The organism is Pseudonocardia sp. SID8383, from assembly GCF_009864975.1.
GTDB lineage: Bacteria > Actinomycetota > Actinomycetes > Mycobacteriales > Pseudonocardiaceae > Pseudonocardia > Pseudonocardia alni.
On sequence record NZ_WWFY01000002.1, the window covers coordinates 1 to 14,313 of the forward strand.

Annotated in this window: 8 protein-coding genes; 2 read left to right on the plus strand and 6 right to left on the minus strand. The window is 73.3% G+C overall.

Annotated features, from left to right (window positions below; translation table 11 throughout):
- On the plus strand, positions 1-1,058 hold a 1,058-nt coding region (locus GTW08_RS00205; protein WP_237453417.1), incomplete at its 5' end, for a glycoside hydrolase family 3 N-terminal domain-containing protein.
- Between the two features lie 45 nt (positions 1,059-1,103).
- Here the strand turns inward: GTW08_RS00205 and GTW08_RS00210 are convergent.
- Complete coding sequence (locus GTW08_RS00210; protein ID WP_161151212.1) at positions 1,104-2,213, minus strand: epoxide hydrolase family protein; 1,110 nt, start codon at positions 2,211-2,213, stop codon at positions 1,104-1,106.
- Positions 2,214-2,279: 66 nt separating this feature from the next.
- Between GTW08_RS00210 and GTW08_RS00215 the strand changes: the two genes are divergently transcribed.
- The gene (locus GTW08_RS00215; protein ID WP_073575494.1) at positions 2,280-3,239 is read left to right on the plus strand and encodes a helix-turn-helix transcriptional regulator; all 960 of its coding nucleotides are present in this window, start codon (positions 2,280-2,282) and stop codon (positions 3,237-3,239) included.
- A 58-nt stretch (positions 3,240-3,297) separates the two neighbouring features.
- On the opposite strand, the gene GTW08_RS00220 is transcribed toward GTW08_RS00215, so the two are convergent.
- The 5 genes from GTW08_RS00220 to GTW08_RS00240 form a co-directional block, all read right to left on the minus strand.
- Complete coding sequence (locus tag GTW08_RS00220) at positions 3,298-4,065, minus strand: beta-ketoacyl-ACP reductase (protein WP_161151213.1); 768 nt, start codon at positions 4,063-4,065, stop codon at positions 3,298-3,300.
- Positions 4,062-9,683, minus strand: coding sequence for a biotin carboxylase N-terminal domain-containing protein (locus GTW08_RS00225; protein ID WP_161151214.1), 5,622 nt, complete (start codon positions 9,681-9,683; stop codon positions 4,062-4,064). Before GTW08_RS00225 ends, GTW08_RS00220 begins: the two co-directional genes overlap by 4 nt.
- Before the next feature lie 184 nt (positions 9,684-9,867).
- Positions 9,868-11,817, minus strand: a complete 1,950-nt coding sequence (locus GTW08_RS00230; RefSeq protein WP_161151215.1) for a 3-oxoacyl-ACP synthase III family protein — start codon at positions 11,815-11,817, stop codon at positions 9,868-9,870.
- 542 nt (positions 11,818-12,359) lie between these two features.
- A complete protein-coding gene (locus GTW08_RS00235; protein ID WP_337826473.1) occupies positions 12,360-13,832 on the minus strand; it encodes an MFS transporter in 1,473 nt (490 codons plus the stop codon).
- A 102-nt stretch (positions 13,833-13,934) separates the two neighbouring features.
- On the minus strand, positions 13,935-14,313 hold a 379-nt coding region (locus GTW08_RS00240), incomplete at its 5' end, for a citrate/2-methylcitrate synthase (RefSeq protein ID WP_275938961.1).

The following is a 14,313-nucleotide window of genomic DNA, read 5'->3' on the forward strand; positions in this document are numbered from 1 at the left end:
CGGGTGCACAGCCGCAGGCGGCGCCGGCGGCACAGCCGGACCCGGACACCTGTGCCCCGATGGTGGCGGCGCTGTCCCCGCGCGACCGGCTCGCCCAGCGCCTGATGGTCGGGGTGGACGCCGCCGACCCGGCCGGCGCCACCGCGATCGTGCGGGGGTCGCAGGTCGGCGGGGTGTTCCTCGGCGGCAACGCGACCGCGCTGCTGCAGGACGACCGGCTCGCGGCGCTGCAGAAGGCGTCCCGCACGCCGCTCGCCGTCGCCGTCGACGAGGAGGGCGGCCGTGTCCAGCGCATCGACGAGCTCGACGGCGAGGTCCCCAGCGCCCGGCAGATGGCCGCGTCCGGCAGCCCCGAGGAGGTCACCGGGATCGCCCGCGAGCGCGCCGGACAGCTGAAGGCACGTGGTGTCACCTGGAACCTCGCGCCGTCGGTCGACGTCTCCGACCAGCCGCGCACCGCCGTCATCGGGGACCGCTCGTTCTCCGACGACCCGGCCACCGTCACCCGCTACGCCGCGGCCTGGGCCGAGGGACAGCAGGCCGGCGGGGTGTTCGGGGTCCTCAAGCACTTCCCCGGCCACGGGCACAGCTCCGGTGACTCGCACAAGGGCTCGGTGAGCACTCCGCCGCTGGACCAGCTGCGTGCCGGTGACCTCCGGCCCTACTCCGACCTCGTCGGACCGGGGAAGCCGCTCGACGGGCGGGTCGGGGTCATGCTCGGCCACCTCGACGTCCCGGGCCTGACCACCGACGTGCCCACCAGCATCGCCCCGGCCGCCTACCGGCTGCTGCGCGAGGACTACCGGTTCGACGGCCTCGCCATGACCGACGACCTCGGTGCGATGAAGGCGATCACCGATCGCTTCGGGCTCGCCGAGGCCACCACCCGGGCCCTGACCGCCGGCGCGGACATGGCGCTGTTCTCCAACGTCACCCCGGTCGCCCCGCTGCTCGACGCCGCGGAGAAGGCGCTGGCCGAGGGGCGGATCACGGCGCAGGCCAACGACACCGCCGTCGCGCGGGTGCTGGCGGCCAAGGGGCTCTGCAGCCGCGGCTGAGCGCCCCTCAACCGGAGGGGCTCTGCAGCCGCGGCTGAGCGCCCCTCAACCGGCGAAGAACGCCCGGATGTCGGCCGCCACGTCGGCCGGCCGCTCCAGGGCGGCGAAGTGCCCGCCCTCGTCGAAGGTGCTCCAGTGCTCGATCCGGCTGTTGTCGCGCTCGGCGAACACCCGGACGGTCCGGAAGTCCGAGGCGAACACGGCCACCCCGGTCCGGGCGTGGTTCACCCGCGGCTCCGCGCCGGCGCGTGCGTCCTCGAAGTAGATCCTGGCCGAGGTCGCCGCGGTGTTGGTCAGCCAGTACAGCGACACCTGGGTCAGCAGCTGGTCACGGGTCACCAGCGCGGTGCCGTTGCCGAAGGACGCGAACAGCTCGGAGTAGGCCAGCTGCCCGACCGGTGAGTCGGCCAGCGCCGCGCCGATCGTCTGCGGGCGGGAGGCGTTCATCCCGTTGTAGCCGCCGACCGAGGAGAACCACTGCATGAACTCCAGCGCGGCGTGGTCGTCCGGTCCCAGCCGCTCGAACTCGGCCGGGTCGCCCGACGGGAACGAGAACAGCTGCAGCACGTGCAGCCCGAGGAACCCGGGCGGGTCGAGCAGGCCCAGCTCCCGCGCGACGAGCGCCCCGGCGTCGCTGCCGTGCGCCCCGTAGGAGGGGTAGCCGAGCCGGCGCATCAGGGTGTCCAGCGTCGCGGCGATCCGGGCGGTGGTCCAGCCGCCCTCGGCGAGCGGGGTGCTGAAGCCGAACCCGGGCAACGAGGGCACCACCACCGAGCAGGCGTCCTCGGCGCGGCCGCCGTGTGCGACCGGGTCGGTCAACGGGCCGATCACGTCGAGGAACTCCGCGAACGAGCCGGGCCAGCTGTGCAGCAGCAGCACCGGCGTCGCGCCGGGCTCGGCCGAGGGGACGTGCAGGTAGTGCAGGACCTGGCCGTCGATCTCGGTGCGGTACTGCGGGTGGGCGTTCATCCGGGCCTCCTGGGCCCGCCAGTCGAACCCGTCGCGCCAGTACGCGACGGTCGCGGCCAGCCACGCGTCCGGGGTGCCGTAGGTCCAGTCGTCTCCCGGCGCGGGACGGGGCAACCGGGTGCGGGACAGACGGTCGGCGAGGTCGTCGAGGTCGGACTGCGGGATCTGCACGGTGAACGGCGTCATGGGTACTACGGTGCCGGTTGAACAGGCACGTTCCCTTCCTGTCCGCGACCGGATCCGGAGGTTCTCGTGGCCGACACCGCCGCCCGCATGCTCGCGCTCCTCGGGCTGCTGCAGAGCCGGCCGGAGTGGACCGCGCCGGAGCTGGCGGAGCGGCTCGGCGTCAGCACCCGCACCATCCGCAACGACGTCGCCCGGCTCCGCGGACTCGACTACCCGGTGCACGCCGTCCGTGGCGGCGCCGGGCACTACCGGCTCGGGCCCGGCGCGCGGCTGCCCCCGCTGCAGCTCGACGACGCCGAGGCCGTCGCCGTGGCGATCGGGCTGCGCACCGTGAGCGCGAGCGGCGGGCGGCTGGGGGACAGCGGCGACCGCGTCCTGGCCAAGCTCGACCAGGTGCTCCCGGACCGGCTGCGCCGCCGCGTCGCCGCGATCCACGACGGCACCGTCGCGGGGCCGCGCAACACCGACACCGTCGACCCGGATCCGGAGGTCGACCCGGCGGTGCTCACCGAGCTCGCCACTGCGATCCGCGACCACACCTGCGTGCGGCTCGACCTGCCCGGGCAGGAGTGGCCGGTCACGGTCGAGCCGTACCGGATGGTCTCCTGGCAGGGCCGCTGGTACCTGGTCGGGCGGCTCGACGGCGGGTGGCGGACGTGGCGGGTCGACCTGGTCCGCCCGCGCACGGCGACCGGCCGCCGGTTCGTCCCGGACCCGCTGCCCGGCGGGGACTACCCGGCCCTGGTCCTGCGGGAGGCCGCGTCGACCGGGTGGCAGGTGCACGTCCGCATCACCGTCGACGCATCGGCGGCGACGGTGCTCGCCCGGATCAACCCGGCCGTCGGCGCGGTCGAGGAGGTCGACGACACGCACTGCGTCCTCGTGACGGGGGCGGACAGCATCGAGACCGTCGCGGTGTACATCGGGCTGCTCGACCTGGACTTCCACGTCACCGAGCCACCGGAGCTGGTGGCGCGGCTGCGCGCACTGGCCGACCGCTACACCCGGGCGACCACGGGCCCCTGAGCACGCACGAGGGCCCCGCACGACACTGTGCGAGGCCCTCGGCCGGGGAGAACGACGGTCAGGACGCCATGTCCAGCCCGCCGTTCACGCTGATCACCGAGCCGGTCACGTAGCCGGCGCGGTCGTCGACGAGGAACTGCACGGCGCGGGCGATCTCGTCGGCCTGGCCGAGGCGGCCGACCGGGATCTTCGAGACGATCTTCTCGAGCGCCTTCTCCGGCACGGCGGCGACCATCTCGGTCTCGATGAAGCCCGGCGCGACGCAGTTGACGGTGACGCCCTTGCGGGCGACCTCCTGGGCCAGCGACTTCGAGAAGCCGATCAGGCCGGCCTTCGACGAGGCGTAGTTGGCCTGGCCCATCGCGCCGGTCTGGCCGATCACCGAGGAGATGTTCACGATCCGGCCGAACTCGTTGCCGGTCATGTGCTCCAGCACGGCCTTGGTCATGTAGAACGCCCCGGACAGGTTGATCCGCAGCACGGCGTGCCAGTCGTCGACGGTCAGCTTGCGGACGGTCTTGTCGACGGTGATGCCGGCGTTGTTGATCAGGTAGTCGACGCGGCCCCGCTGCTCCAGGACCTCGGTGACGACCCGCTGGCAGTCCTCGGGCGAGCCGACGTTGCCCCGGTGCACCGAGATCGACGCGCCCTCGGCCTCCAGCTTGCCCTTCAGCTCGTCGGCGGCCTTGGAGTTCGACGAGTACCCCGCGGCGACGTGCACCCCGGTGCGGGCCAGCGCGGTGGTGATCGCGGCGCCGATCCCGCGCGCACCCCCGGTCACGATGGCGACGCGCTGCTCCGGGTGGGTATCGGTGATCGCGGTCATGCGTTTCCTCCAAGGGTGTCGAGAGTGCGCTTCATGCCCCGCTGGACCGCGTCGGCCAGGTACGGCCGGAGCTGGTCGGGGGAGACGATCCGGTGCACCGAGCCGACGGACTGCGCCCGCTCGATGGAGTGCTTGGTGTCGAACTCGTCCGCGACCTGGCCGAGCTTCTCGGAGCGGACGTCGGGGCGGAGTGTGGCGAGGTCGCCGCGCAGCCGTGCCGCCGTCGCCTCGTCCCCGTCGGTGACGGCCTGCTTGATCCGGGTCTCCAGGTCGGTGACCCGCTCGTCCTTGGCGGTGCGGTCGTTGACCTCGCCGGCGAACACGACGGCCGCGGCGGGCGCCCCGCCGAGCACGGAGGCGTAGGAGCCGGTGATCGCGGCGACCTCCATGTTGTCGTTCAGCGTTCCGGAGAACACCACGAACGCGCCGCCGTGGTAGCGGGAGACCACGCAGAACACGATCGGGCCGTCGAAGTTGACGATGGCCCGGCCGATCTCGGCGCCGTTCTCCAGCTGCAGGCCGCGCAGCGACTCCGGCGAGCCGTCGAAACCGGACAGGTTCGCCAGGACGACCAGCGGCCGGTTGCCCGACGCGGCGTTGATGGCCCGCGCGCACTTGCGCGACGAGCGCGGGAACAGCGTCCCGGCGGTGAACTGCGACGGCCCGTCGACCGGGCGCGGCCCGCGCCGCGGCAGCGGCCGCGACTCGATGCCGATCATCGCGATCGGCTGGCCGCCGAGGTGGGCGTCGAGCGCGACGACCGAGTCGGCGTCGTGCATGTCGGCCCACCGCTCCGACGTCGGGTGGTCGGCGTCGGCGACGCCGCGCAGCACCGAGCGGATGTCGAACGGCTTCTTCCGCTCCCGGTTGGTCTCCGGCGCCCAGATCTCGCCGAGCGTGGTGAAGTCGCAGTTCGGCCCGGAGTGCGGCGCCGTGGTGACGTCGCGGGAGACCGGGTCGGTGGTCGGCGCGGGTCGCGGGAACCGCTCGCCCGGCTGGGTCCAGGTGTGGGCGTAGTGCTGCAGCAGAACGCCCACGGCGCCGCCCAGGTCCGGCGCCCAGTACTGCGCCTGCCCGTTCGGGCCCATGATCCGGTCGTAGCCGCCGATGCCGAAGTTGTCCTCGGCCGAGACGCCGCCGGAGAAGTCCAGCGAGTGCTTGCCGGTCAGCACCATGGCCGAGTCCGGCGTCATCACCAGGATGCCCCTGGTGTGCATGAGCATCGTCGCCTCGGCGTTCCAGTAGGGCTGGGCGCCGACGTTGATGCCGGTGACGACGACGTTGATCTCCCCGCCGTCCTGGGTGAACTCGATGATCCCGCGCAGCACCCGGGAGATCCAGTCCATGTTCTCGGTGCCGGAGTCCATCGCGATCTTCGCGCCCGCCGAGACGGCGAACCACTCGATCGGCACGTCCAGCTCGCGGGCCAGGTGGATCGCGGCCATCACGCGGCGGCACTCCGGCTCGGCGATCGCGCCGAGCGCCCGGGTCGGGTCGCCGAGCAGCACGACCCGCTTCATCCCGTCCGGGTAGCGCCGGGTCGGCACCGAGACGACGCCGAGCACCAGGTTGGCGCTGTTGCCGCCGGGGGCGCGGTCGACCGGCACCGGCAGCGCCGGGTCGGCCGGGTCGACGAGGTCGTACTCCTGCCAGGTGCCCGGGCCGGCGTCGACCGGGGCGGTGAGCAGCGGGACGATCTCGTACGGGTAGACGGCGCCGCGGCGACGGGCCTTGAGCACCTTCTGGTCGTAGGCGTCGAGCTCGCGCATCGGCTCGGTCGGGGGCTGGTCGAGCTTGACCGTGAGCCCCGCGCCGGGCGGGCGCGACATGCGCAGCAGCATCGAGCGCGGACCGCCCTGGCCGCCGGTGACCTGCGGGTCGGCGGTGCGGAACTCGACGAGGACCTGCTCCAGACCGAGGTTGGCCGTGCGCGGCGCGAGCCGGCGGACCACCGAGTCCAGCTCGGCGAGCGGGACGTCGACCTCCGGCCACACGTAGAGCGCGATCCGGTTCCACGACATCCGGGCGAGGGTGCGGTCCCCGGCGCGTGCGGCACGCAGCGAGTTGATGCAGGCGTCGAGCGCGCGCTCGAACTGCGGCAGCGAGCGGACCTTCCCGGTCTCCTCGTCGCGCAGCACGGTCAGCTCGCGGACATCGGCCATCGCGACCAGCCGGTCGTCGGCGGTGACCTCGCGGCCGGTGGCCCGGAACAGGTGCACGTCGGTGGCGGCGGGCAGTCGGTGCAGCTCGAAGTTGCGGAAACGCCACAGCCGCAGCCGGTCCGCGACCAGCGGGTGCATGCCCCGCAGCGTGCGGTCCTCGACCAGCTCGCCGGTCTCGTCGGGCCGGAAGGTGAACCAGGTCGGCGGCTCGGCCTCCTCGCTCGCCGTCCCCGCGGCGCGCGGGTTCGGGCGGACGGCGACGGCGACCCGGTGCAGGTGCGCGGGCACCTTCCCCAGTGCGGCGCGGACGCGCTCGGCGCGGGCGTCGGGGTCACCGCCGTCGTCGGCCTTGGTCGAGGTGACGTAGAGGTCGACGAGCGCGGTGCGGTCCCCGTCGAGTTCGCCGACGCGGCGGCGCAGCTCGTCGGACACGGCCTGCGCGGCGGCCGGGTCGTTGTTGTCGATCACCGAGGCGAAGACCGTGCGGTCCCGGCCCAGGTGCTGGTAGCGGGCGGTCAGCAGCGGCTTGCCCGCGTGCTCGACGAGCTCCAGGTCGCGCAGCACCCGCACCCGGTAGTAGCGCCGGGTCATGACCTCGAGCAGCACGGCGTCGTGCCGCTCCCCGAACACGCCCAGGATCGGCTCCGAGGACCCGACGAGGGTGTCGATCCGGCGGGCCCGGTCCGCGGTCTCCGGGTCCGAGGCGAGCACGTCCAGGCTCTCCCGGACCTCGGCCAGCGCCCGGTCCCGCTCGGCGGCGACGACCGGGGCGTCGAACGCCCGGTAGCGGGCCAGCCGCGCGGTGTCCCCGACGACGGGGTGCCGCAGCTGGGTGGCGACGACGACCTCGTCGAGGGTGCGCAGGTAGTCCTCGCGCGCCGCGGGGGAGAGGTTCGCGACCGACTCCGGGTGGCGCAGCCGCCAGTTCAGCAGGTCCAGCACGACCGGCACCTGCTGCGGCGCGCGGCGGTGGGCCAGGAACATGCGGTACAGCGCCGGGCCCAGGTCGTCGGCACGGCCGGTCCCGCCGTCGATCTCGGTGACGCCGTAGTGGGCCAGCGCCCGGCGCAGCTTGGCCTGGAACGACTCGGGCAGGCCCTCGTCGTCGGCGTCGCGGGAGCGCAGGTAGGCGTAGAGGTACTCCTGCGGGTTGCGCTCGGTCTCGCCGGTCTCGTCGTCGGTCTCGGACCGGTTGCGCGAGAGCTGGCACAGGTCGGCGAAGATCTGTAGGACGGCGGTCTCCCCGGCCAGCACGGCCGGGTCGTCGGCGGCCAGCTGGTCGCGGGCGGCGGTGAGGCGGCGCAGCTGCGGGCGGGCCTGGCGCTCGTCGACGTCGAAGCCCAGCACCTGGAAGCGCAGCGCGGACAGCGCGTCGGCCGCGGTCGCGGCGGCGTCGGTGTCGGCGCCGGCCGCGGCGAACGCGGACAGGTCGGCGCGCTCCCCGCTGGGGCCTGCTGCGTCCGCGTCGGCCGACGGCTCCAGCCGCACGAGCTTGGTGCCGCCGTCGACCTGGGTGTTGGCCGGGACGAGGATCTCGGCGACGGTGCCGTCGAACGGCGCCCGCAGCGAGGTCTCCAGCTTCATCGACTCGACGATGGCGAGGGTGTCGCCCTCGGACACGGTCTGGCCCGCGGTGACCGGCAGCGCGACGACCATCGCCGGGGCGGGGGCGCGGACGATGCCGGCCTCGCCGCCGGAGATGCGGTGCACGGCGCCGTCGACCTCGACGAGGTAGTCCGCCTCCTGCGCGACCGACAGCACGGTCCAGGACAGGTCGCCGACGGTGAGCCGGCGCTCGTAGGCGCCGTTGCGCTCGACGTCGACGTCGACCGACACGCCGTCCAGCTCGACGGTGTAGCGGCCGGCGCGGGTGCGGGCGACCGTCAGCTTGTAGGACTGCCCGGCGACGGTGACGTCGGTCTGGTGCCAGGTCTCGTAGCCCACCTCGGGCCGGCCGGCCTCGGCGGAGCGGAACAGCCGCTCCTGCTGGCGGGCGACGTGGCCGTCGTGGCTCTGCACGGCGGTGGCGAGCAGCGCGACGTCGAGGCGGCGCGGCGGCGCGTAGCCGTCGGCCATCATCGTGTCGAGCCAGGTGGTCTGCAGCTCGCCCGAGCGGAACTCGTCGCGGTCGAGCAGGTCCAGCAGGAACGCCTTGTTCGTGGAGCCGCCGTCGATCACCGCGGAGGTCTGGCGCAGGGCCCGGGACAGCCGCGCGCGGGCCTCGTCGCGGTCGCGGCCCCAGGCGATCACCTTGGCGATCATGGAGTCGAACTGGGGCGGGATGACGTCACCGGCGGCGACGCCGGTGTCGACCCGGATGCCGGGACCGGACGGCAGCGCCAGGTGCTCGATGCGGCCCGGGGCGGGCGCGAACTCGCGCTCCGGGTCCTCGGCGGTCAGCCGGGCCTCGATCGCCCAGCCCTGGGCCGCCGGGACCTCGCGTGCGACCTCGGCGAGCGTGCCGCCCGCGGCGACGTGCAGCTGCAGCTTCACGATGTCGACGCCGGTGCACGCCTCGGTGACCGGGTGCTCGACCTGCAGCCGGGTGTTGACCTCGAGGAAGGAGAGGAGCTTCTCCTCGGGCTGGTAGAGGAACTCGACGGTGCCGGCGTTGACGTAGCCCGCGGCGCGGGCCAGCTGGGCGGCCGAGCTGCGCAGCAGCGCCTCCTGGTCGGCGTCGAGTGCGGTGGACGCCGACTCCTCGATGACCTTCTGGTTGCGCCGCTGCACCGAGCAGTCGCGTACCCCGAGGGTCCAGACGTCGCCGGTGGCGTCGGCGACGACCTGCACCTCGACGTGCCGTCCGCCCGACACCGCGCGCTCCAGGAACACGGTCGCGTCCCCGGCGGTCCTCGACGCCTCCGACGCGGCCCGCTCGAAGGCCTCGTCGAGCTGCTCGGGGCCCGGCACGTAGCGGATGCCGCGTCCCCCGCCGCCCGCGGTCGCCTTCACCATCAGCGGGTAGCCGACGGTCTCGGCGGCCTTGCGCGCCGTCTCGACGTCGGCCACCGGACCGCCGGACCACGGCGCCATCGGGACGCCGACCGACTCGGCCAGCTGCTTGGAGGCGATCTTGTCCCCGAGCCGGCGCATCACCTCGGCCGACGGGCCGACGAAGGTGATCCCCAGCCGCTCGCACAGCTCGGCGAAGTCGGCCTTCTCCGACACGAAGCCCCAGCCCGGCCAGACCGCGTCGGCGCGGGTGGCGCGCAGCGCGCGCTCCAGCTCGGCGTGGTCGAGGTAGGGGCTGGTGCCCATGTGGTCCGGGTCGTCCGGCCCGATCAGGACGGCCTCGTCGGCCTCACGGACGTACATCGCCCGCCGGTCGACGGCAGTGTGCAGCGCGATCGTGCGCAGGCGGCGGTCGGGCCCGTTCTGGGCGTTCCACTCACGGACGGCGTTGATCAGCCGCATGGCGGGTTCGCCGCGGTTGACGATGGCGATGCGCGAGAACATGGCTGGGCTTCACTGCTCCTACGGGTGCTGCGACGGGACGGCGGCGGTGTGCCGCATCGACATCGTCGTCGTGCGGTCGGCGGATCGGTGCGGACGGTGGCCCGGTCGGTGCCGGAATGCGGGCGGGCTCACCTCTCGGACAGGGATCTTCCCGCCCACTGTGGCCCGTGTCACCCGGTCGTGGCTACTCGCCGAAGGCGATGCGGACGTCGTCCGAGGTCGGTGCGACGGCCGGCTCGGCCAGTGCGGCGGCGGTCGGGTCCAGGTGGACCTCCGGTGCCATCACGGCCGGGTCGACCTCCAGCACCGCGTAGCCGCCCACCGCTCCGGCCCCGAAGCCGGGCGCGAAGACCCGGGTCCGGCCGGACACGACGCCGTCGGCCACGGAGTCGAACAGCGCGATCGGGATGGACGCCGCGGAGACGTTCCCCATCGACTCGATGTTGAAGTACAGCTGGTCGGCCGAGAGCCCCGCCTTGCCCGCCAGCTGCAGGATCATCGTCTTGTTGGCCTGGTGCGGGACGATCAGGTCGACGGCGTCGAGCATCGAGCCCTCGCCGTCGGGGCCGGCCTGCTCGGTGAGCTCGCCGATCATCTGCGACAGGTAGCGGGCGACGAGCGCCTTGACCTCGGGGCCGTAGACGGTGATGTCGTTGTCGAACTCGGGGTTCGGCCAGATGATCGAGTTCACCTGGGTGTCCGGGCCCGACGCGTAGGTCTGCAGCAGGTCGATGTCGCCGGGCTCGCCCTCGGCGGCCGGGGCGATCACCATCGCGGCCGCGCCGTCGCCGAAGATCATCCGCGAGGTGCGGACGTTGCCAATCTTGTCGGAGAACTTCTCGACGCAGACCAGCAGGACCGGCCGGTTCACCTCCTGCAGCTGGCGCACGGCCTCGGACAGGCCGTAGGGCAGCCCGGCGCAGGCGGCGATGATGTCGGCCGAGCAGTGCGTCTGGAGCAGCCCGAGCCGCCCGGACAGCCACGTCGACAGCGACGGGATGAGCCGCTCGCTGGTGCAGGTGGCGACGAGTACGGCGCCGATCTCGGAGCGGTCACGGCCGGAGTGCTCCAGCGCGCGTACCGCGGCGGCCCAGGCCAGGTCCTCGATGTCCAGCTCGGTGTAGCGGCGCTGGTCGATCCCGGTCTTGGCGGAGATCTCGTCGGCGCTCATCGGCGACCAGGAGAACGCGGAGTTGCGGACGACGTCGTCGTTGGAGCAGACGTGTTCGCCCCGGACGACGGCGAGCGCCTCGACCTTCGGCTGCACCGCGAACGCCTCACGGACCCGGATCGGCGGCAGTGGGGTGGCGGGCTCGACCGGGTCGGACTGGGTCGAGATCCGGCCCCGGCGCGCCGGACGGGTGCCGGTGGCGCGGTCCAGGAACTGCTCGACGTCGCGGTTGCGGGGGTGGAAGGCGATGACGTACTCGTCGTCGCCGATCTCGTCGGCGGTCCGCAGCTCGGTGGCGGCACGGTCCCAGGGGTACTGGTTGTGCAGCACCATGGCCCAGCGGGTCAGGGCCTCGAGCTCGGGACGCTCGGCGTGGGCGTCGAGGATCTCGGTGAAGGAGAAGACCGGGTAGTCCGGGTCGTGCTGCGGCACGACGAAGGTCTGCGCCCCCGGTGTGGTGAGGAACTGCTCGACGGTCGGCTTGACGGCCGGCAGCTCGGTCGCGTGGTGGCGACGGTTGCCGTAGACGTCGAAGAGGAGGTCGAAGATGCGGCGCTCGGTCGCCTCGTCCCAGGTGCTGGGGAGCGCGGCGAAGGCGTCGGCGACGGCCCGGACCTTCTTGTCACCGTCGCGCCACGGGGTGAGCAGCGGGAGGAAGACGTCGCTCCGGTGGCGGGGGAGGTCACGCCAGCGGGTCGGACGCTTCTCGAACATGGTGAGCGTGTACCGGTTGACCCAGAACAGGTTCTGGCTCATGTCGCGCAGCAGTGCGAAGCGGCTCTCGTAGGCGCCGCTGGTGACCCGCTCGAGGATGTCGGTGCCGGTGGGCGCCTTTGCCTCGAAATCGCGACCGACGATGGCGGTGAACTGCTCCATATCGTCGATGACGGAGAAGTCGAGTTCTCCGAGAAAATTGGCGGGAAAGACCAGTCGGTCGTGGTTGTTGACCACGAACGGTTTCATGTGACGACCTCCAGCAGCGGCGTCGACCGGCGGAATCGCCAGGCGGGACGCGGTGCGGCCTGGTCGATCGGATCGGTTGCGGTGCCTGCAACGCTATCGATGAACAGTCACGATCGGAATGTGATCCGGCCGCCGAGTGTGCGCTCTCACGGATGGTCGGTCAACTCGGACTGTTACCGGCGAGAATGTTACCGGTCGGTTCTACTCGTCGGTTCCCCGAAAGAATTCCGCAGATCCGCAGGTTGGCGGGCGGAGGTCGTCCACAATGGAATGATCACCGGGCGTGGCCGGTCGGTCCCGACGCGTGCACATGCAGGCGGGAGCGTGGTCGTCGGCGTCACAGTCCGGGCGGCGATCGTCACCCGCACCTGGTGGGGTCCACCATCGTCCGAACGGGGGAGGACGGTGTCGAGCCTCCGATGTGGACGATCCCGCACGGGGTCGCGACGGGCGGGCCGGACCGGCGGGCGGCATCCGGGAGGGAATGCGTCGGCGGAATGCGGTCGCCGTTTCCGGGTCACCGTTCCCGGGTGGTCCGGTGTTCAGCCGTGGGCGGTGGCCGGGGCCGGGGCCGCGACGGTCTCCGCCGCCGGTGCGGGCGTGAGCAGCACCAGCACCGTGGCGAGCAGCCCGGCGGCGCCCGCCGCGACGAAGGAGATCGTGTACGCCGTCGCCGAGGGGGGTCCGCCGTCGCCGAGCACGTACGTCGCCGTCACGGCCGCGACGACCGCGGTGCACGAGCTCGTGCCGAGCTGGCGGGCCAGGGTGTTGAGGCTGTTCGCCGCGGCGGTCTCCGACTCCGGCACCGCACGCATGATCGTCAGCGGGATCGCCGAGTAGGCGAGCGCGGCGCCGACCGCGGCCACGGTGGAGGCGGCCATCAGCAGCGGCACCGTCGAGGGCATCGCGGCGAAGGCGAGGTTGCCCGCCCCCAGCAGGAGCGTGCCGATCACCAGCGTGGTGCGCGGGCCGCGCAGCCGCGACAGCCGCGCCGAGGCCGAGGAGAACACCACCATCGACCCGCCCATCGGCAGCAGCACCAGCCCGGCGACGACGAGCGAGAGCCCGAACCCGTAGCCGGTCGTGACCGGCGCCTGGAGGATCTGGGTGGCGAGCACGAACCCGGCGAACATCGCGAAGCCCACCAGCACCGAGGCCAGGTTGGTGAGCAGCACCGCGGGCCGTGCCGAGACCCGCAGGTCCACCAGCGGTGCGGCGACGCGCAGCTCGTACCGGACGGTCACGGCCACCAGCACCACGGTGCCGGCGAACAGGCCGAGCACGGTCGGGGAGGCCCAGCCCCAGTCGTTGCCCTTGGAGATCGCCAGCAGCAGGCACACCAGGGCCCCGCCGACGCCGAGCGCCCCGGGCACGTCGAACCGGCCGCCGGTGCGCAGCCGCGACTCGGTCACCAGCCACCGGACCAGCAGGATCTGCACGACACCGAGCACCGCGGCCCCGGCGAACAGCCAGCGCCAGCTCGCGAACTGGGCGACGACGCCGGTGATCGGCAGCCCGATGGCCCCGCCGAAGCCGAGCGAGGACGACATCAGCCCGACCCCGGACCCGACCCGGTCGGCGGGCAGGACGTCGCGCATCAGGCTCATCCCGAGCGCGATCACCCCGAACGCGGCGCCCTGCAGCACCCGGGCGACGAGCAGCAGCCCGATCCCGGGCGCCAGCGCGCCGAGCAGCGACCCCACCCCGACCAGGCCGAGCGCGACGAGCAGCATCCGCCGCTTGCCGAACATGTCGCCGAGCCGCCCCAGCACCGGCGCCGACACCGCGCCGGCGACCAGGTTGGCGGTGATCAGCCACGACGCGGTCGACCCGCTGACGTCGAGCAGCTCCGGGAACCGCGGGAGCAGCGGGACGACCATGGTCTGGACCAGCGAGACGAGCAGCCCGCAGGAGGCCAGGACGGCGATCGCGACGCCGGGGCGTGGCGGCACCGGTGCGGATCCCTCGGGGTGGGTGCTCTCGGGCTGCTGGTGCGGACGGCGTGCCCGGAACACTCGACCTCCGTGGTGGGTGACAGATCGTGCCGGCGGACGACCCCGCTGAAGCGGGAGTCACCCATCAGATGAGCACGCCGGTCACCCGTCCGGCAAGCCGGGTCACCTCCCGCGTGCGGGGACCGGCTCGGGCGCCGGCGGGCCGTCGTAGACCGCGGAGGGCCGGATCAGGCGTCGCTGCGCGGCCTGCTCCAGCACGTGCGCGCACCAGCCGACGACCCGGCTGACCGCGAACGTCGGTGTGAACATGCTGCGGGGGATCCCGCAGCCCTCCATCACCACGCCCGCGTGGAACTCGACGTTCGCGAACAGTGGGTGGTCCGGGCGCAGCTCCGCGAGGGTGGCGGCCACCCGCCGTTCGACGTCGGCGGCCCGCGCGGGCAGCGGCCCGCCCAGCTCCGCGGCGACCTCGCGCAGCAGCGCCGAGCGCGGGTCCGGCCCGCGGTAGACGGCGTGGCCGAACCCCATGATCCGCATCCCC

Bases quoted from the DNA above. Each gene is read 5' to 3' on its own strand.
- GTW08_RS00210 (WP_161151212.1), bottom strand. From the start codon at position 2,213: ATGACGCCGTTCACCGTGCAGATCCCGCAGTCCGACCTCGACGACCTC.
- GTW08_RS00220 (WP_161151213.1), bottom strand. From the start codon at position 4,065: ATGACCGCGATCACCGATACCCACCCGGAGCAGCGCGTCGCCATCGTG.
- GTW08_RS00225 (WP_161151214.1), bottom strand. From the start codon at position 9,683: ATGTTCTCGCGCATCGCCATCGTCAACCGCGGCGAACCCGCCATGCGG.
- GTW08_RS00230 (WP_161151215.1), bottom strand. From the start codon at position 11,817: ATGAAACCGTTCGTGGTCAACAACCACGACCGACTGGTCTTTCCCGCC.